Below are 18,115 nucleotides of genomic sequence, written 5' to 3'. Positions count from 1 at the left end.
TTTTCTGAATCTTGAAAAAGAATTGAAAGCGTTTGATTGCTTTCTTTAAAAGGTGTATAATAAAACTATAAATATAAAGGAGAAGTCCTATGGCAGTTAAAGATTTTATGACACGTAAGGTAGTCTATATCAGTCCAGATACAACAATAGCTCATGCGGCAGACTTAATGCGTGAACAAGGTTTGCACCGTCTTCCTGTTATTGAAAATGATAAATTAGTGGGATTGGTTACAGAAGGCACTATTGCTGAAGCTAGTCCATCTAAAGCTACAAGTCTTTCTATCTATGAGATGAACTACCTACTTAACAAAACAAAGGTAAAAGATGTCATGATTCGTGATGTTATAACTGTTTCAGGTTACGCTAGTCTAGAAGATGCAACCTATCTAATGCTTAAAAATAAAATTGGTATCCTTCCAGTTATGGATAATGGTCAGCTCTATGGTGTCATTACAGATCGCGATGTTTTTAGAGCTTTTCTAGAAGTTTCAGGTTATGGAGAAGAAGGAATTCGAGTTCGTTTCATTACTGAAAATGAGGTAGGAGTTCTAGGAAAGATTGTTTCTTTGATTGTTGAAGAAAATCTTAATATCTCACATACTATTAACGTACCCCGCAAGGACGGTAAAATTATTATTGAGGTGCAAATCGATGGAATGGTTGATCTTCCATTACTAAAAGAAAAATTTGAAGCAGAAAATATTCAAGTAGAGGAAATAGCTCGAACTTCTGCTAAAAAGCTTTAAAAAATGAATTAGAAACACCTTTTTTACTTGCTAAAAAAATTTTTTTCTAGTATAATAGTTTATTGTGAGCAAACCTCACTTACCCCTTGCCAAGTCTTGGGGTCATTAGACCAAAAGGAGGAACATATCAATGGCTAAATACGAAATTCTTTATATCATTCGTCCAAACATTGAAGAAGAAGCGAAAAACGCTTTGGTAGCACGTTTTGACTCTATCTTGACTGACAACGGTGCAACTGTTGTTGAATCAAAAGCATGGGAAAAACGTCGTCTTGCATACGAAATCCAAGATTTCCGTGAAGGACTTTACCACATCGTTAACGTTGAAGCAAACGACGATGCAGCTCTTAAAGAGTTTGACCGTCTTTCAAAAATCAACGCTGACATTCTTCGTCACATGATCGTCAAACTTGACGCGTAAGAAGGTAAATTATGATTAACAATGTTGTACTTGTAGGGCGTATGACACGTGACGCTGAGTTACGTTATACCCCATCAAATGTAGCAGTTGCGACTTTTACTCTTGCAGTAAACCGTACATTCAAGAGTCAAAATGGCGAACGTGAGGCTGATTTTATCAATGTCGTAATGTGGCGCCAACAGGCTGAAAATCTTGCTAACTGGGCTAAAAAAGGCTCTCTTGTTGGGATTACAGGCCGTATTCAGACTCGTAGTTACGATAACCAGCAAGGACAACGTGTCTATGTGACAGAAGTCGTAGCTGAGAATTTCCAAATGTTGGAAAGCCGTAGTGCTCGTGAAGGACAGACTGGTGGAGCTTATTCTGCACCAAGTGCTAGTCATGCAGCACCTACAAATTCAGTACCAGACTTTTCACGTAATGAGAATCCATTTGGAGCAACCAATCCTTTGGATATTTCGGATGATGATTTACCATTCTAATGGACAATTAATACTATAAAGGAGAAAAAACATGGCTCAACAACGTCGTGGCGGATTCAAACGCCGTAAAAAAGTTGATTACATCGCAGCAAACAAAATTGAATATGTTGATTACAAAGATACTGAGCTTCTTAGCCGTTTCGTTTCAGAACGTGGGAAAATCCTTCCTCGTCGTGTAACAGGAACTTCAGCTAAAAACCAACGTAAAGTAACAACAGCTATCAAACGCGCTCGCGTAATGGCTTTGATGCCTTTCGTAAACGAAGATTAAAGAAAAGACCCTTACGGGTCTTTTTTTCACGAGAATTGAAATTTGAGAGCGAGTTGAGGTCCAGTGGACCTCTTTTTTACAAGATGGATAGGATAGTAGGGAATTCCATCAGTTTATGGTATAATGGAAAGAGTGAATTGAAGGAGGTATTGTAATGGATGCCAAGTTAAGATACAAGGCTAAGAAGATTAAAATTATCTTTTTTGATATAGATGATACTTTACGAAATTCAAAGACAGGTTTTGTTCCAAGTACTATTCCAACGATTTTTAAACAATTACGCGAAAAAGGAATCTTGACAGGAATTGCAACTGGTCGAGGCATTTTTGGTATCGTCCCAGAGATTAAAGCCCTCAAACCTGATTTCTTTGTAACCTTGAATGGTGCTTATATTGAGGACAAAAAGGGCAATGTCATTTATAGTAACAAAATTGCTAAAGATAAGGTTGAAGAATATATTACTTGGACCAAAGAAGTTGGGATTGATTATGGTTTGGTGGGAAGTCATGCTGCTAAACTATCAAGGCGAACAGAGATGATTAGCCAGGCGATTGACCCGATTTATCCTGATTTAGAGGTGGACCCTGATTTTTACCAAAAAGAAGATATTTATCAGATGTGGACCTTTGAGGAGCAGGGTGATGATTTGATCTTGCCTGATACTTTAGCATCGACTTTGCGTATGGTACGCTGGCATGAACATTCATCAGATGTTGTGCCGATTTCCGGTTCAAAAGCAGCTGGAGTTGTTAAGGTAGTTGACCAATTAGGTTTAAAACCTGAAAATGTGATGGTTTTTGGGGACGGACTTAACGATTTAGAGCTCTTTGATTATGCAGGCATTAGTGTCGCTATGGGTGTTTCTCATGACAAAATCAAAGAAAAAGCAGATTATATTACAAAAACATTAGAAGAAGATGGCATCTTTGATGCCTTAGAAGGATTTGGTATGGTAGAAAAAGAATTACATTTTCCACAAGTAGACATTGAAGCAGTAGAAGGTCCTTTAGCGACCATTAAAACAAATCATGGGGATATGCGTGTCAAACTTTTCCCTGATCACGCACCAAAAACAGTAGCCAACTTTATTGCTTTATCAAAAGATGGTTACTATGACGGTGTGATTTTCCACCGTATTATTAAAGATTTTATGATTCAAGGTGGAGATCCAACTGGTACTGGTATGGGTGGTGAATCTATCTATGGTGAGTCATTTGAAGATGAGTTTTCAGAAGAACTTTACAATGTGCGTGGAGCCCTTTCTATGGCTAATGCTGGTCCAAATACAAATGGTAGCCAGTTCTTTATCGTGCAGAATCAACACTTGCCATATTCTAAGAAAGAAATTGCCCGTGGTGGTTGGCCAGAGCCAATTGCGGAGATTTATGCAGAACAAGGTGGAACTCCTCACCTAGATCGTCGTCACACTGTATTCGGTCAACTTGCAGATGAAGCATCTTATGAAGTATTAGATGCTATCGCAAGTGTAGAAACAGGTGCCATGGATAAGCCAGTTGAAGATGTCGTGATTCAAACGATTGAAATTGAGGACTAAAATGAAAATTGGTGATAAGTTAAAAGGGCGAATTACAGGAATTCAATCCTATGGTGCTTTTGTAGAATTAGAGAATGGTACTACAGGGTTAATTCATATATCTGAAATTCGAACTGGCTATATAGAAAACATTTATGATGTTTTAAAAATTGGTGATGAAGTCCAGGTACAGGTGGTAGATTTTGATGAATATACAGGGAAGGCTAGCCTTTCCATTCGTACCTTGGAAGAAGAAAAACATCAACTTCCTAGACGGAGACGTTTTTCAAGTGATCGAGTGAAATACGGATTTGCACCTTTAGCTCGTATGATGCCTATCTGGACTAGAGAAGCAATTTCCAATCTAAATAAAAAAGAGTCATAATGCACTTTTTATTCTCCTTACAATCTGCATAATATGGAAGAATTAATTTATATGGAAGAATTATTAAAACCAGGAGAGAGGATTAATCAACTTTTCTCAACAGATATAAAAATCATTCAAAATAGAGAGGTTTTTAGCTATTCAGTTGATAGTGTCCTCTTATCACGCTTCCCCCGATTTCCTAAAACAGGTTTGGTGGTGGATTTTTGTGCAGGTAATGGTGCTGTAGGTCTTTTTGCCAGTAGCCGAACTAAGGCAAAAATTCTATCTGTAGAGATTCAGGAACGGCTTTCTGATATGGCGGAACGGTCAGTACGTTTAAACGGTTTGGAAGAGCAGATACAGGTTATTTGTGATGATTTGAAAAATATGCCTAGCTATATTCAGGGGAGCAAGGTTGATTTAATATTATGCAATCCGCCTTATTTTAAAGTGGATCCAAATTCTAATCTGAACGAAAGTGAACATTATCTTTTAGCTCGGCATGAAATTACGACCAATCTTAAGGAAATCTGTCGTAGTGCTCAGAGTATTCTCAAATCAAATGGGCGTTTGGCTATGGTTCATCGTCCTGATCGATTATTAGATATCTTAGCTACTCTCCAACAGCATAATCTGGCTCCAAAACGTCTACAATTTGTTTACCCTAAGCGGGAGAAGGAAGCCAACATGCTTTTGATTGAGGCTATCAAGGATGGTTCGACTAGTGGCTTTAAGGTTTTACCACCACTCATTGTACATAATAGTGATGGCACTTATACACCAGAAATTCAAGAGATTTACTATGGATCATAAGGCTTATATGTATGTGGTAGAGTGCCGTGATGGCTCCTACTATACAGGCTATACAACAGATGTCAAGAAGCGAATTTCCGTTCACAATAGCGGTAAAGGAGCCAAATATACACGAGCTCGATTGCCAGTAAAACTCATCTTTGCAGAAGGTTTTGATAGTAAGGAAGAGGCCATGTCTGCTGAAGCTCTTTTCAAGCGCAAGACACGTATGCAAAAAGAAAATTATTTCAAAGAGAATCAAAATAGAAATTTAGTCGATTCTTTTGACTTGTAATGAGGAGTCCTTTGACTCCTCTTACTTTTGTCAAAAATTGAAAAAAATGCTACAATAAAGAGAATAAAGAAACGAGGTATTATCATGTCTAAGATTCTAGTATTTGGTCACCAAAATCCAGATTCAGATGCCATTGGGTCATCTGTAGCCTTTGCTTATCTTGCTAAGGAAGCTTATGGCTTGGATACAGAAGCAGTAGCTCTTGGGACTCCAAATGAAGAAACAGCCTATGTATTGAACTATTTTGGTGTTGAAGCACCGCGCGTGATTACATCTGCTAAAGCAGAAGGTGCAGAGCAAGTCATTTTGACTGACCACAATGAATTCCAACAATCAGTATCAGATATCGCTGAAGTAGAGGTTTACGGTGTTGTGGATCACCACCGTGTGGCTAACTTTGAAACTGCAAGCCCACTTTACATGCGTTTGGAACCAGTTGGATCAGCATCATCTATCGTTTACCGCATGTTCAAAGAGCATGGTGTAGCTGTTCCAAAAGAAATCGCAGGTTTGATGCTATCAGGTTTGATTTCAGATACTCTTCTTTTGAAATCTCCAACCACTCACCCATCAGATAAAGTCATTGCTCTTGAATTGGCTGAATTGGCTGGTGTGAACTTGGAAGAATACGGTCTTGCCATGCTCAAGGCTGGTACAAACTTGGCAAGCAAATCAGCAGAAGAATTGATTGATATTGATGCTAAGACATTTGAACTCAACGGAAACAATGTCCGTGTGGCTCAAGTGAATACAGTTGATATTGCTGAAGTATTGGAACGCCAAGCTGAAATCGAAGCAGCCATCCAAGCCGCAAATGCAGCTAACGGATACTCTGACTTTGTCTTGATGATTACAGACATCGTCAACTCAAACTCAGAAATTTTGGCCCTTGGTGCCAATATGGACAAGGTAGAAGCAGCATTCAACTTCAAACTTGAAAATAACCACGCTTTCCTTCCAGGTGCTGTTTCACGTAAGAAACAAGTTGTACCTCAACTGACAGAAAGCTTTAATGCTTAATTCTAAAATGAAAATGGGGATACCCATTGTAATAAAAAGGAGTTTCGACTCCTTTTTTGCTAGGAGAGAAGTATGTTAGAAAATGGCAACTTAATTTTTGTAAAAGATGATTCGGATATAGGACAGGCTATCCAGGCATCTACTGGAAAATATAGTCATGTAGCTATTTTTTTGGATAGCTTCGTCTATCATGCTAGTGGGGAAGTTGGCGTTATCTGTCAAAAACCAATAGACTTCTTCGAACCAGATTATCTGTATGATATCTATTACTATCCAAAGATAGATATTCAAAATGTAAAGAAAAGAGCAGACCAGCATCTGGGAGCTCCTTATAATTTTTCTTTTTATCCTGATGGGGAGGGTCTCTATTGTTCCCAATATATCGCAGACATTCTTCCTATTTTTGAGACCATTTCCATGAAGTTTGGGGATAATACACAGGAAATCAGTGATTTCTGGAGAGAATATTATCGAGAGTTGGGGCTTCCTGTGCCTCTGAACCTGCCGGGGACCAATCCCAGTCAGTTGGCAGCCTCTCCACTTTTAGTATGTAAAGAAAGGAATCTTCATGATTCAGATTTTTAATCCATCACGATTGACACGGCAGCCATTCTTTAGGGACTTGGTGGACTATCTTGATCAGCATGATGATGTTATTCTACGCGAAATTAAGGCTCAGTTTCCAGAGGTTCTAGTTGACAAGTATTTGGAGGAATATATTAAAGCGGGTATGATTTTGAGAGAAAACAAACGCTATTATCTCAATCTCCCATTTCTAGAATCTACAGAATCTCTTGAACTAGACCAAGAAGTCTTTGTAAGAGATGATAGTCCCATCTATCAAGAAATCTTGGAGAAACATTTTCAGACGGAATTACGCAATCAAACAAATGCAGCTATCCTAGAAGAGCACACCGATTTTGCCAGGGAAAAGATGACCTTATCTAATTACTTCTATAAGGTCAAGTTCCAGTATCCACTGACGGAAGAACAGCAGAGACTGTTTGAAATTTTAGGGGATGTCAATCCTGAGTATGCTCTCAAGTATATGACAACATTTTTACTCAAGTTCCTCAAAAAAGACCAGCTCATGCAGAAACGACGTGATATCTTTGTTGATAGTTTAGTCTTATTAGGTTACATCGTTCAAAACGAAGATGGGAAATATGAGTTGGCTGTAGAATTTGATAAAGAAAGATTCATCTTTAGAAAAAAATAGAAGAAGACTAGGAATGTTCCTAGCCTTCTTTAATATACTATAGATTACGTTCTGCAATAGCAGCATCACCTGGATAGTCTTCTTTCTTACCTTGAATGATTTGGTAACAATCAGCACCTTTACCAGCGATAATGACCGCATCCAGTTCTTGACTTGTAACTGACATCGCAGTCTTGATAGCTTGCTCACGGTCAGCAATCTTTTCAACAGGACGATGGATGTAGCTACTAATTTCATCTGCAATGGCCATTGGATCTTCGTAGTTTGGATCGTCAGCCGTTAGAAAGACTTGAATTTCAGGATGTTGATCGAGGAGAAGTCCAAAGTCCTTGCGACGGCTTTCTCCTTTGTTTCCTGTTGATCCGAGTACTAAAGCAATCTTTCCAGTCTGATGTGTTTCAACAACTGAGATTAGTTTTTTAAGACTGTCACCATTATGGGCGTAGTCGATGAAAACTTTTGCGCCATTTTTCTGAGTGAGAACTTCCATGCGGCCAGGAACGCGTGTTGCAGCAATCCCTTTTTTAATGTCATCCAGACTAGCACCTAAACGAAGGCAGGCAAGTCCAGCAGCCACGGCATTTTCTTGGTTAAAATGTCCAATCAACTGGATGTCATAATCACCAGCTAATTTACCAGTAGCTGAGAAGCTAAAGGCTTTGGAGTTTTCGATTTGGTTATCAGATTGGCTACCGTAGAAGTCGTGTTCTTGATGTTCTACTTGTTCTTTCAAGACTGAAAAATGGTCCATATCACTATTAATGACAACTGCTCGACTATTTTTCATCAAGAGACGCTTATGATAGAAGTAGTCTTCAAAGGTCGGATGTTCGATAGGTCCAATGTGGTCAGGACTGATATTGAGGAACACTCCTACATCGAAGGTTAGGCCGTAGACGCGCTTCACCAAATAGGCTTGACTGGAAACCTCCATAATAAGGTGGCTTCTTCCATTCTTAACAGCCTGGGCCATCATGTCAAAGAGATCGATGCTTTCAGGTGTTGTCAAAGCAGACTTGAAGAAAGTTTTACCGTCCAAGGTCGTATTCATGGTTGATAACATAGCTGGACGGTGTTGCTGATTTAAGATATTGTAGGCGAAGTAAGCCGCGGTTGTTTTTCCTTTAGTACCAGTGAAAGCAAGGAGTTTCAGTTTTTCCTGTGGATTCCCATAAAATTCCATGGCAATCAAACTCATGGCCTTCTTAATATCGCTAACAACAATAACAGGAATACTTACTTCATAGTCCTGCTCCGCTACATACCAACCGAGTCCATGTTCTATTGCTGAAAGAAGAAATTCCTTCTTAAAAGCAGCTCCCTTTACAAAAAAGAGGCTATTATCTTTTGCTTTTCGGCTATCGTAGCAGATGCTATCAAAAGTTACATCATTAAAATTATAGTGGTAATGTCCTTGGTCGATAATCTCACGGAAGAGATCGTCTTTCTTTAAAATATCTAATACGGTTTCAATCTTTATCATACTTTCTATTGTAAACTGAAAGTCTGAATTTTACAAGTAACAAGGAAAAGTTTATAATGGAAGATAAGGAACTTTTCCTAGTGATTAAAAATGAATGAGGAAGCTATGTCTAACGAAAATAATCATCAGCAAGCCCAGATGTTGCGAGGCACTGCTTGGCTAACGGCTAGTAATTTTATCAGCCGCCTGCTCGGGGCTATTTACATCATTCCATGGTATATTTGGATGGGGACATATGCCGCTAAGGCAAATGGGCTCTTCACCATGGGTTATAATATTTATGCATGGTTCTTATTGATCTCGACTGCGGGTATTCCTGTTGCAGTCGCAAAGCAGGTCGCTAAATACAATACCATGCATGAGGAAGAGCATAGTTTTGCCCTGATTCGAAGCTTCTTAGGCTTTATGACTGTATTGGGACTTGCCTTTGCTTTAATCTTATATCTCTTTGCACCTTGGTTGGCCGATCTTTCTGGTGTCGGAAAAGATTTGATTCCCATTATGCAGAGTCTAGCTTGGGCTGTCTTGATTTTCCCGTCTATGAGTGTTATCCGTGGATTTTTCCAAGGGATGAATAATCTAAAACCTTATGCCATGAGTCAAATTGCTGAGCAGGTTATCCGTGTGATTTGGATGCTCTTAGCAACCTTTATCATCATGAAGCTCGGTTCAAAAGATTATCTATCGGCAGTTACTCAATCTACTTTTGCTGCTTTTGTGGGAATGGTAGCTAGTTTTGCAGTCTTGCTTTATTTCCTTTATAAGGAAGGATTGCTCCAAAAAGTTTTTGAAACACGAGATAAGATTGATAGTAAGAGTCTTTTGGTTGATACGATTAAGGAAGCTATTCCTTTTATCTTGACTGGTTCTGCTATTCAGCTTTTCCAAATCTTGGACCAAATGACCTTTATCAATAGCATGAAGTGGTTTACCAACTATAGTAATGAAGACTTAGTTGTCATGTTTTCTTATTTCTCTGCCAATCCTAATAAAATCACTATGATTTTGATTTCGGTTGGAGTTTCGATTGGTAGCGTTGGTCTGCCTCTCTTGACGGAGAACTATGTCAAGGGGGATTTGCCAGCAGCTTCTCGTCTAGTTCAAGATAGTATCACCATGCTCTTCCTATTCCTCTTGCCTGCAACGGTTGGAGTAGTCATGGTAGGTGAACCACTCTATACAGTCTTTTACGGTAAGCCAGATGGATTGGCTATGGGCTTATTTATCTTTGCGGTATTGCAATCAACAATTCTAGGCTTGTACATGGTCTTGTCACCAATGCTTCAGGCAATGTTCCGTAACCGCAAGGCAGTCTTGTATTTTGTTTATGGCTCAATTGCAAAGATTGTTCTACAATTACCATCGATAGCTATTTTCCATAGTTATGGTCCTCTCATTTCAACGACTATCGGTCTTATCATCCCGAATGTCTTGATGTATCGTGATATCTGTCAGGTTACAGGTGCGCGTCGAAAGATTATTCTGAAGAGAACAATCTTAGTTACTATTTTGACTCTAGTTATGTTTATTCTAGTAGGACTCTTGCAATGGATTATTGGATTTGTCTTCCAACCAACTGGACGTTTCTGGAGTTTCCTATATGTAGCCTTAATTGGTACAATCGGTGGCGGGCTTTACGGAGTTATGTGTCTCTATACTCGTCTCTTGGATAAGGTTATTGGACAGGAAAAAGCAAGTCACTTACGAGCACGATTAAAATTATCATAACAGTTTATAAATAAAACGAACAATTTGAACTTTTTATGTAAAAAAGTCTAAATTGTTCTTTTTTTCTTGAAAAAATACAAAAAAAAATAAAAAATGTAGAAAAAAATAAAATTTTAAGCATAATTACTTGACTAAAAAAAACATTAGCTGTATAATGATACAAATATTTAAATTTGGAGGTTCTGTTTATGAAAAAGTCTAAGGCAAAATACCTGACGTTAGCAGGCGTCGTCTTAAGTGCTGGTTTGCTTCTGGGAGCTTGTGGTAATTCGACTAGCTCTTCTAAAGTATACAACTATGTATACGCAAGCGATCCTTCTAGTTTGAACTATCTCTTAGAAAACCGTGCAACTACTGGTGATGTTGCTACAAACTTAGTAGATGGTTTGATGGAAAATGACCAGTATGGAAATTATATTCCTTCATTGGCAGAAGATTGGACTGTATCCCAAGACGGTTTGACATATACTTATAAACTTCGTAAGGATGCTAAATGGTATACCTCTGAAGGTGAAGAGTATGCTCCTGTTACTGCACAAGATTTTGTGACAGGTTTAAAATATGCTGCGGATAAAAAATCTGAAGCCTTGTACCTCGTACAAGATTCTGTAGCAGGTTTGGATGATTATATCAACGGAAAAACAACAGACTTTTCAACAGTTGGAGTTAAGGCTATTGATGATCAAACAGTTCAATATACCTTGACAAAACCAGAACCTTATTGGAATTCAAAAACAACTGCGACCATTCTATTCCCAGTTAATGCTGATTTCTTGAATTCTCAGGGGGACGACTTTGGTAAAGTGGATCCAGCAAATCTTTTGTACAACGGTCCATTTATTCTCAAATCTTTCACTTCTAAATCTGTCATGGAATACAAGAAAAATCCGAATTACTGGGACGCTAAAAATGTATTCGTAGATGAAGTTAAATTGACCTACTATGATGGTAGTGATCAAGATTCTCTAGTTCGTAGCTTTAGTGAGGGTGTTTATAGCTTTGCTCGTCTCTATCCAAATAGCTCAAGCTTTTCAGGTGTGAAAGAGAAGTATAAAGATAACATCATTTATAGCATGCAAAATGCAACTTCTTTCTATTTTAACTTTAACTTAGATAGAAAATCATATAACCACACTTCAAAAACAAGTGATGCTGAAAAGACAGCTCAGCAAGAAGCAGTTTTGAATAAATCATTCCGTCAAGCTATCAACTTTGCCTATGACCGTACTGCCTATGGTGCCCAATCTCAAGGTGAAGATGGAGCAACTAAGATTATCAGAAACTTGCTCGTTCCACCATCATTTGTAACTCTTGAAGGAAAAGACTTTGGTGATGTAGTTGCTTCAAAAGTGGTTAACTACGGAAAAGTATGGGAAAATATGAACTTTGCTGACGCACAAGATGCCTACTACAATACTGATAAAGCTAAAGAAGTCTTTGCTCAGGCTAAAAAAGAACTCGAGGCTAAAGGAGTTCAATTCCCTATCCACCTAGATTTACCAGTTGATCAAACCTCCAAGAAAGGTGTCCAAGAGGCAAGCTCTTTCAAACAATCGATTGAATCTGTCCTAGGTGCAGAAAATGTGGTCATTGATATTCAAATGTTGACTAGTGAGGAAATGGATAGTATTGGTTATCTAGCGAATACGGCAGCGCAAAAAGATTATGACCTCTACAATGGTGGTTGGGGACCTGACTATCAAGATCCATCAACTTATCTTGATACTCTTAGCTTAACAAGTGGTGGTTCATTGCAAAACCTTGGTCTAGAACCAGGTGAAGCAAATGCCAAAGCAACAGCTGTTGGTTTGGATGTCTATACTAAGATGTTGGAAGAAGCTAATGCTGAACAAGATTTGAACAAACGTTATGATAAGTACGCTGAAGCACAAGCTTGGTTGGTTGACAGTGCGCTTGCTCTTCCAAACGTTTCACAAGGTGGAACTCCTGGATTGAGAAGAACTGTACCATTCTCATCTGCTTTCTCTCAAGCAGGTAATAAAGGTGTTGAATCCTACAAATACGTTAAGTTACAAGACAAGGTTGTCACAACGGCTGAGTATGAAGAAGCTAGACAAAAATGGCTGAAAGAAAAAGAAGAATCTAATAAAAAAGCCCAAGAAGAATTGGCAAAACACGTTAAATAATCAGCCTATTCAACAGGAAAAACGATAGTTTCTCAGGAAGCTATCGTTTTTGTATAGTTTGAAACTATAACTAGCTCTTGAAAACAAGAAAACGAAGGATCCAAAATAAGTGGTACAATAGTTACTATAGATTTGGAGGAAAAGTATGAGCAAATCATTTCACATCAACACAATTTTAGCACAAGCAGGAATCAAGTCAGATAAAGCAACAGGTGCTTTGGTTACACCAATCCACTTTTCAACGACTTATCAGCACCCAGAATTTGGTAAATCAACAGGATTTGACTATACACGTACTAAAAATCCAACTCGTAGTAAAGTGGAAGAAGTCTTAGCTGCTATAGAATCTGCAGATTATGCTTTGGCAACCAGTTCAGGTATGGCAGCTATTGTCTTGGCCTTTAGTGTCTTTCCGGTAGGCAGCAAAGTTTTGGCAGTCCGTGACCTTTACGGAGGTTCTTTCCGCTGGTTCAATCAAGTCGAGCAAGAAGGACGTTTCCGATTTACCTACGCTAATACAGAAGAAGAGTTGATTGCTGAGCTAGAAAAGGATGTGGATGTACTCTATATCGAAACACCAACCAATCCTTTGATGTTAGAATTTGATATTAAAAAATTGGCTCAATTAGCTCATGCTAAAGGGGCGACAGTTGTTGTGGATAATACCTTCTACAGCCCTATTTACCAACGCCCAATTGAAGATGGAGCAGATATTGTTCTTCATTCAGCAACCAAATACCTTGCAGGACATAATGATGTGCTAGCTGGTGTAGTTGTGACAGATAGTGCTGATTTATACGAAAAACTCTTTTACAATCTCAATACGACAGGGGCTGTTTTGTCACCATTTGATAGTTATCAATTGATTCGTGGTCTGAAGACCTTGTCGCTTCGTATGGAACGCTCAACAGCTAACGCTCAAGAAATCGTAGCATTTTTAGAAAAATCACCCGCAGTCAAAGAAGTCTTGTATACAGGACGCGGGGGAATGATTTCCTTTAAGGTAGCAGATGAGAATCGTATTCCTCATATCTTAAATACTTTGAAAGTATTCTCTTTTGCTGAAAGCTTAGGTGGTGTAGAAAGTCTGATTACCTATCCAACCACTCAAACCCATGCAGACATTCCTGCAGAAGTTCGTCATTCTTATGGACTGACAGATGACCTTTTGCGCTTGTCTATTGGGATTGAGGATGCTAGAGATTTGATTGAAGATTTGCGTCAAGCCTTGGAAGGATAAAACTATGGGAAAATATGATTTTACGACCTTGCCCAATCGTTTTGGACATCACACCTATAAATGGAAAGAAGCAGAGACTGACCGTCAAGTATTGCCAGCCTGGATTGCTGATATGGATTTTGAGGTTTTACCAGAGATTCGTCAGACAGTCCATGATTATGCAGAGCAATTAGTCTATGGCTATACCTATGCTAGTGATGGATTGATTGAAGCAGTTCAAAACTGGGAAGAAAAACACCATGGTTATCACTTTGATAAGGATGCTCTGGTCTTTATCGAAGGAGTAGTACCAGCCATTTCAACAGCCATTCAAGCCTTTACTAAAGAAGGTGAAGCAGTGCTCATTAACACACCGGTATACCCACCTTTTGCTCGAAGTATTAAGCTCAATAATCGTAGACTAATCACCAACTCTCTAGTAGAAAAAGCCGGACTTTTTGAGATTGACTTTGATCAATTGGAGAAAGACTTGGTGGAGAATGCTGTCAAACTCTATCTCCTTTGTAATCCTCATAATCCTGGTGGACGTGTTTGGGAAAAGGAAGTCTTAGAGAAGATTGGACAACTTTGCCAAAAACATGGAGTCTTGCTGGTATCTGATGAGATTCACCAAGATTTAGCTCTATTTGGAAACAAGCACCAGTCATTCAACACAGTAAATGAAGATTTTAAAGAATTTTCACTGATTTTAAGCAGTGCTACCAAGACTTTTAACATTGCTGGAACGAAAAATTCCTACGCCATTATCGAGAATCCTAAGTTGAGACTTGCTTTCCAAAAACGCCAACTTGCCAATAATCAACATGAAATCTCAGGTTTGGGATATTTGGCAACAGAAACTGCCTATCGCTATGGAGAGGATTGGTTGACAGAACTCAAAGAACTGATTGAGCAGCACATCAATTATGTAGTGGATTTGTTTGGCAAAGAAACTAAAATCAAGGTTATGAAACCTCAAGGAACTTATCTCATTTGGCTTGATTTTTCAGCCTATGATATTAACGACGACGAGCTAAGAAGGCTCTTAAGAGAAGAGGCCAAGGTCATCTTAAACCGAGGTTTGGACTTTGGTGAAGAAGGAGCCCTGCATGCTCGTCTCAATGTAGCCATGCCAACATCTATTTTGGAAGAAGTCTGCCAACGAATCATTGCCACTTTTTCAAATCTTTAAAAACTAGCCTTTTAGGAGAAAAGTCTTCCTAGAAGGCTATTTTCATGGGGAGAAATATGGTATAATAAAGAGATAAAGTAAAGGGGAAAATATGGCTAAATTGATTCCAGGGAAGATCCGTACTGAAGGAATACATCTCTATGAAACTGGAAAGGTTCAAATCATCAAAGAGAAAAATACTCGCCTGTTTGCTCGAGTAGATGAGGAAGAAATCCGCTATAGTTTAGACGATGATTTGGTTTTCTGTGGCTGTGACTTTTTTCAAAAAAGAGGTTATTGTGTTCACTTAGCGGCCTTGGAGCATTATCTTAAAAATGATGACAAGGGCCGTAAAATTTATATCAATTTAGAGAATGGACAGGAAAAACAAGAAGAAGTAGAGACTCAAGTGTCTTTTGGGAAACAGTTCTTGGATATGATCCAAACTCCTGATTTGCCTAAAATATATCAAATATCTGTAGATGGGCAGGTAGAAGCAGGGACCAATCGTATTATTTGGACTTTAAGAATTGGGATTTCTCCATTTGAAAAGTATTATGTCATACGTGACATTCCTTTATTTTTAAAGGTTATAGAGAATCATAAAGGATATATGATTGGTAAAACATATGAAGCTGCCATAGAAATTTCTCAGTTTGACAATAGTAGCCAAAATCTCTTGGTTTTTCTACAGGGATTAGTAGAAGATCAATCAGACGCTAGTCTTTTCTTCAAAAATCAAGGTCGCCATCTTTATTTTCCATTAACTTTTTTTGAGCAAGGTGTAAACCTATTAATGGAATTAGATGATTTTCAGTTTGTGCATCAGATTACGGCCTATCATCATATCCTGTTTCAAGATTTTGATGGAGAAGTAGGTTTTATCTCCTTTAACATTATGGAAAATCCAAATTATTATGAGATGGATATTACTGAAGAAAAGCGAAGTAATTCGTTTTATAGAGGGCAAGTTCTGTTTCATAAAGGTACTTTTTATCTTTTGTCAAAAGAGCAAGCTAGTTTATTTGATAAAATCATAAGATTACCTATGAATAATCAGGGTAGAAAAGTGCTTCAGTTTGATAAAAGTGATCGAGATTTATTTGCTGCTCAATTAGTTCAGCTTCGCAAAATAGGAAAAGTAGTAGCTCCAGAGAGTCTCCAAATTAGAACTTTTCAACCGTTCTTTTACTTTGATAGAGAAGAAGATGGTTCAATTCGATTGGATATGACATTTGACTATCAATCTTGTCTTGTAACATCTCGTAAGGAACTTGAAACCCTCCCCTTTGCAAGTGATATTCAATTCGCACAAAAGATTTTTCAACTAGCTCTATCTTCTGGTTTTGAGGCTGAATTTCAATCTTGGCGTCAAGGTCTTAAGTCTGAAGCTATCTATACTTTCTTTCATAAAGTTATCCCTGACTTTCAATCGCTTGGTGAAGTTTCTATTTCTGAAAAATTACAAGAACTTTATAAAGTTCGAAAACCTCAGATTCAGGTATCTTCACAAGGAAATCTATTAGATATTCATTTTGATTTTCAAGAAATTTCTAAAGAAGATATTGACTTGGCTATGAAAGCTTTGGCAAATCATCAAGATTTTTACATTAACTCATCTAATGAAGTGTTCTTTTTTGATGAGGAGACGAAAAAGGTTCGTCAGGAAATAGAAGACCTGGGTATTGATGAGATTGGAGATGGTTCATTTAGAGCACGCAAGTCTCTAGCTTATACCATCTCTCAGCTGTTTAAAAATCAAGAGCATATCTCTTTATCAGATGAATTTCGAAATCTAGCGCGTGATTTGACACACCCAGATGAATTTCCCATCCAAAAAATGGACATTAAAGCTCAATTAAGAGACTATCAGAAAAAGGGAGTTCAATGGCTTCAGATGCTCCATCACTATGGTTTTGGGGGGATTTTGGCAGATGATATGGGTTTAGGGAAGACCTTGCAGAGTATCGCATTTATTAGTAGCCAAATTAAGAAAGATAGTAGAATCTTAATTTTAGCTCCATCTGGTCTAATTTATAATTGGGCTGATGAATTCAAAAAATTTGCACCAGATTTAGATTTGGTCGTTGTCCACGGGCTCAAACCGAATCGAGAATCACTTTTGGCAGAAAAACATCAGATATATGTTACTAGTTATGCAACTTTCCGTCAGGATAGTGACATATACAAGCAGATGTCTTTTGATTTTCTATTTTTAGATGAAGCGCAAGTGATGAAGAACTCGCAAACTAAGATTGCTAAAACCTTAAGACAGTTTGTCGTACCCTCAATCATTGCTCTTTCAGGAACCCCAATTGAAAACCATCTTGGAGAACTGTGGTCCATTTTCCAAATCGTCTTGCCAGGATTACTACCAGCAAAAAATGATTTTATGAAATTATCCGCAGAGCAGGTATCTCAATTTATTAAGCCTTTTGTTATGCGACGCAAGAAGGAAGAGGTTCTATCAGAGTTACCTGACTTGATAGAAGTAGTCTATAAAAATGAACTTGAAGATCAACAAAAAGCCATATATCTAGCTCAATTACAACAAATGAAGGAACGCTTGGTCCAAGTAACTGAGACAGAATTTCAAAAAAACCGCGTAGATATTTTAACGGGTATTATGCGTCTACGTCAGATTTGTGATACACCAGCCTTGTTTATGGATGATTATGAAGGAGCAAGTGGCAAGCTAGATAGTTTGCGTGACCTGCTAATACAGATTTCCGAAAGTGGTCACAGGGTTTTAATTTTTTCTCAATTTAGAGGTATGTTGGATCTTATCGAGAAAGAGCTGCCTGGTTTAGGTTTATCATCTTTTAAAATAACAGGTTCTACACCTTCTAAGGAACGTCAAGAGATGACTAAGGAATTTAATCAAGGTGAGAAGGATGTCTTCTTAATTTCACTTAAAGCTGGAGGAGTAGGGCTTAATCTAACAGGAGCTGATACAGTTATATTAGTCGATTTATGGTGGAATCCTGCAGTCGAATCTCAGGCTATTGGTAGAGCACACAGAATGGGCCAAGAAAAGATTGTTGAGGTTTATAGATTGGTAACACGTGGCACTATCGAGGAAAAGATTCAAGAGCTACAAGAACAGAAAAAGAATCTAGTCTCAGAGGTCTTGGATGGAACTGAGTCACGTGCAAGTCTGACTCTTGATGAAATCAGGGAAATTTTGGGAATATCGTAAGACATGACTTGAAAAATCAGG

Annotated in this window: 17 protein-coding genes; 16 read left to right on the top strand and 1 reads right to left on the bottom strand. The window is 38.2% G+C overall.

The window, feature by feature from the left end; all coding sequences use genetic code 11:
* Positions 1-89: 89 nt before the first annotated feature.
* The 11 genes from FN031_RS04220 (at position 90) to FN031_RS04170 (ending at position 7,147) form a co-directional block, all read left to right on the top strand.
* Positions 90-746 (top strand): CBS domain-containing protein, encoded by a 657-nt coding sequence (locus FN031_RS04220; RefSeq protein WP_142557869.1) that lies wholly within the window; start codon positions 90-92, stop codon positions 744-746.
* Between the two features lie 130 nt (positions 747-876).
* The gene (gene rpsF, locus FN031_RS04215) at positions 877-1,167 is read left to right on the top strand and encodes a 30S ribosomal protein S6 (protein WP_075566882.1); all 291 of its coding nucleotides are present in this window, start codon (positions 877-879) and stop codon (positions 1,165-1,167) included.
* A gap of 11 nt (positions 1,168-1,178) precedes the next feature.
* The gene (gene ssbA / locus FN031_RS04210; RefSeq protein WP_142557867.1) at positions 1,179-1,649 is read left to right on the top strand and encodes a single-stranded DNA-binding protein SsbA; all 471 of its coding nucleotides are present in this window, start codon (positions 1,179-1,181) and stop codon (positions 1,647-1,649) included.
* 31 nt (positions 1,650-1,680) lie between these two features.
* Positions 1,681-1,920 (top strand): 30S ribosomal protein S18, encoded by a 240-nt coding sequence (gene rpsR / locus FN031_RS04205; protein WP_000068664.1) that lies wholly within the window; start codon positions 1,681-1,683, stop codon positions 1,918-1,920.
* 154 nt (positions 1,921-2,074) lie between these two features.
* Positions 2,075-3,475: a bifunctional Cof-type HAD-IIB family hydrolase/peptidylprolyl isomerase gene (locus tag FN031_RS04200; protein ID WP_142557865.1), complete on the top strand. Its 1,401-nt coding sequence runs from the start codon at positions 2,075-2,077 to the stop codon at positions 3,473-3,475.
* A 1-nt stretch (position 3,476) separates the two neighbouring features.
* Complete coding sequence (locus tag FN031_RS04195) at positions 3,477-3,839, top strand: S1 RNA-binding domain-containing protein (protein ID WP_075566890.1); 363 nt, start codon at positions 3,477-3,479, stop codon at positions 3,837-3,839.
* Positions 3,840-3,872: 33 nt separating this feature from the next.
* Positions 3,873-4,634, top strand: coding sequence for a tRNA1(Val) (adenine(37)-N6)-methyltransferase (locus tag FN031_RS04190; protein ID WP_142557862.1), 762 nt, complete (start codon positions 3,873-3,875; stop codon positions 4,632-4,634).
* Complete coding sequence (locus FN031_RS04185; protein WP_142557860.1) at positions 4,624-4,908, top strand: GIY-YIG nuclease family protein; 285 nt, start codon at positions 4,624-4,626, stop codon at positions 4,906-4,908. The genes FN031_RS04190 and FN031_RS04185 overlap by 11 nt, the downstream gene beginning before the upstream one ends.
* Positions 4,909-4,992: 84 nt before the next feature.
* Positions 4,993-5,928 (top strand): manganese-dependent inorganic pyrophosphatase, encoded by a 936-nt coding sequence (locus tag FN031_RS04180; protein ID WP_142557859.1) that lies wholly within the window; start codon positions 4,993-4,995, stop codon positions 5,926-5,928.
* A 72-nt stretch (positions 5,929-6,000) separates the two neighbouring features.
* Positions 6,001-6,513, top strand: a complete 513-nt coding sequence (locus FN031_RS04175) for a YiiX/YebB-like N1pC/P60 family cysteine hydrolase (RefSeq protein ID WP_142557857.1) — start codon at positions 6,001-6,003, stop codon at positions 6,511-6,513.
* Positions 6,497-7,147: a DUF1803 domain-containing protein gene (locus tag FN031_RS04170; protein WP_142557855.1), complete on the top strand. Its 651-nt coding sequence runs from the start codon at positions 6,497-6,499 to the stop codon at positions 7,145-7,147. The genes FN031_RS04175 and FN031_RS04170 overlap by 17 nt, the downstream gene beginning before the upstream one ends.
* 37 nt (positions 7,148-7,184) lie before the next feature.
* On the opposite strand, the gene FN031_RS04165 is transcribed toward FN031_RS04170, so the two are convergent.
* Positions 7,185-8,630, bottom strand: coding sequence for a UDP-N-acetylmuramoyl-L-alanyl-D-glutamate--L-lysine ligase (locus tag FN031_RS04165; protein ID WP_142557853.1), 1,446 nt, complete (start codon positions 8,628-8,630; stop codon positions 7,185-7,187).
* A gap of 105 nt (positions 8,631-8,735) precedes the next feature.
* Here FN031_RS04165 and FN031_RS04160 point away from each other — a divergent pair, with 105 nt between their 5' ends.
* The 5 genes from FN031_RS04160 (at position 8,736) to FN031_RS04135 (ending at position 18,094) form a co-directional block, all read left to right on the top strand.
* Positions 8,736-10,358 carry a putative polysaccharide biosynthesis protein gene (locus tag FN031_RS04160; protein WP_142557851.1) on the top strand — a complete coding sequence of 541 codons (1,623 nt, stop codon included), beginning with the start codon at positions 8,736-8,738 and terminating at the stop codon, positions 10,356-10,358.
* Positions 10,359-10,546: 188 nt separating this feature from the next.
* On the top strand, positions 10,547-12,505 hold the full coding sequence (locus FN031_RS04150; RefSeq protein WP_142557847.1) for a peptide ABC transporter substrate-binding protein: 1,959 nt from the start codon (positions 10,547-10,549) through the stop codon (positions 12,503-12,505).
* 145 nt (positions 12,506-12,650) lie between these two features.
* Positions 12,651-13,745: a cystathionine gamma-synthase gene (locus tag FN031_RS04145; protein WP_142557845.1), complete on the top strand. Its 1,095-nt coding sequence runs from the start codon at positions 12,651-12,653 to the stop codon at positions 13,743-13,745.
* Between the two features lie 4 nt (positions 13,746-13,749).
* On the top strand, positions 13,750-14,916 hold the full coding sequence (locus FN031_RS04140) for a MalY/PatB family protein (RefSeq protein ID WP_142557843.1): 1,167 nt from the start codon (positions 13,750-13,752) through the stop codon (positions 14,914-14,916).
* 91 nt (positions 14,917-15,007) lie between these two features.
* The gene (locus FN031_RS04135) at positions 15,008-18,094 is read left to right on the top strand and encodes a DEAD/DEAH box helicase (RefSeq protein ID WP_142557841.1); all 3,087 of its coding nucleotides are present in this window, start codon (positions 15,008-15,010) and stop codon (positions 18,092-18,094) included.
* Positions 18,095-18,115: the final 21 nt, after the last annotated feature.

Origin of the sequence: Streptococcus mitis, from assembly GCF_902159415.1 — a bacterium.
Classification (GTDB): Bacteria; Bacillota; Bacilli; order Lactobacillales; family Streptococcaceae; genus Streptococcus; species Streptococcus mitis_BG.
This window is presented reverse-complemented; position numbering and strand designations above follow the sequence as displayed.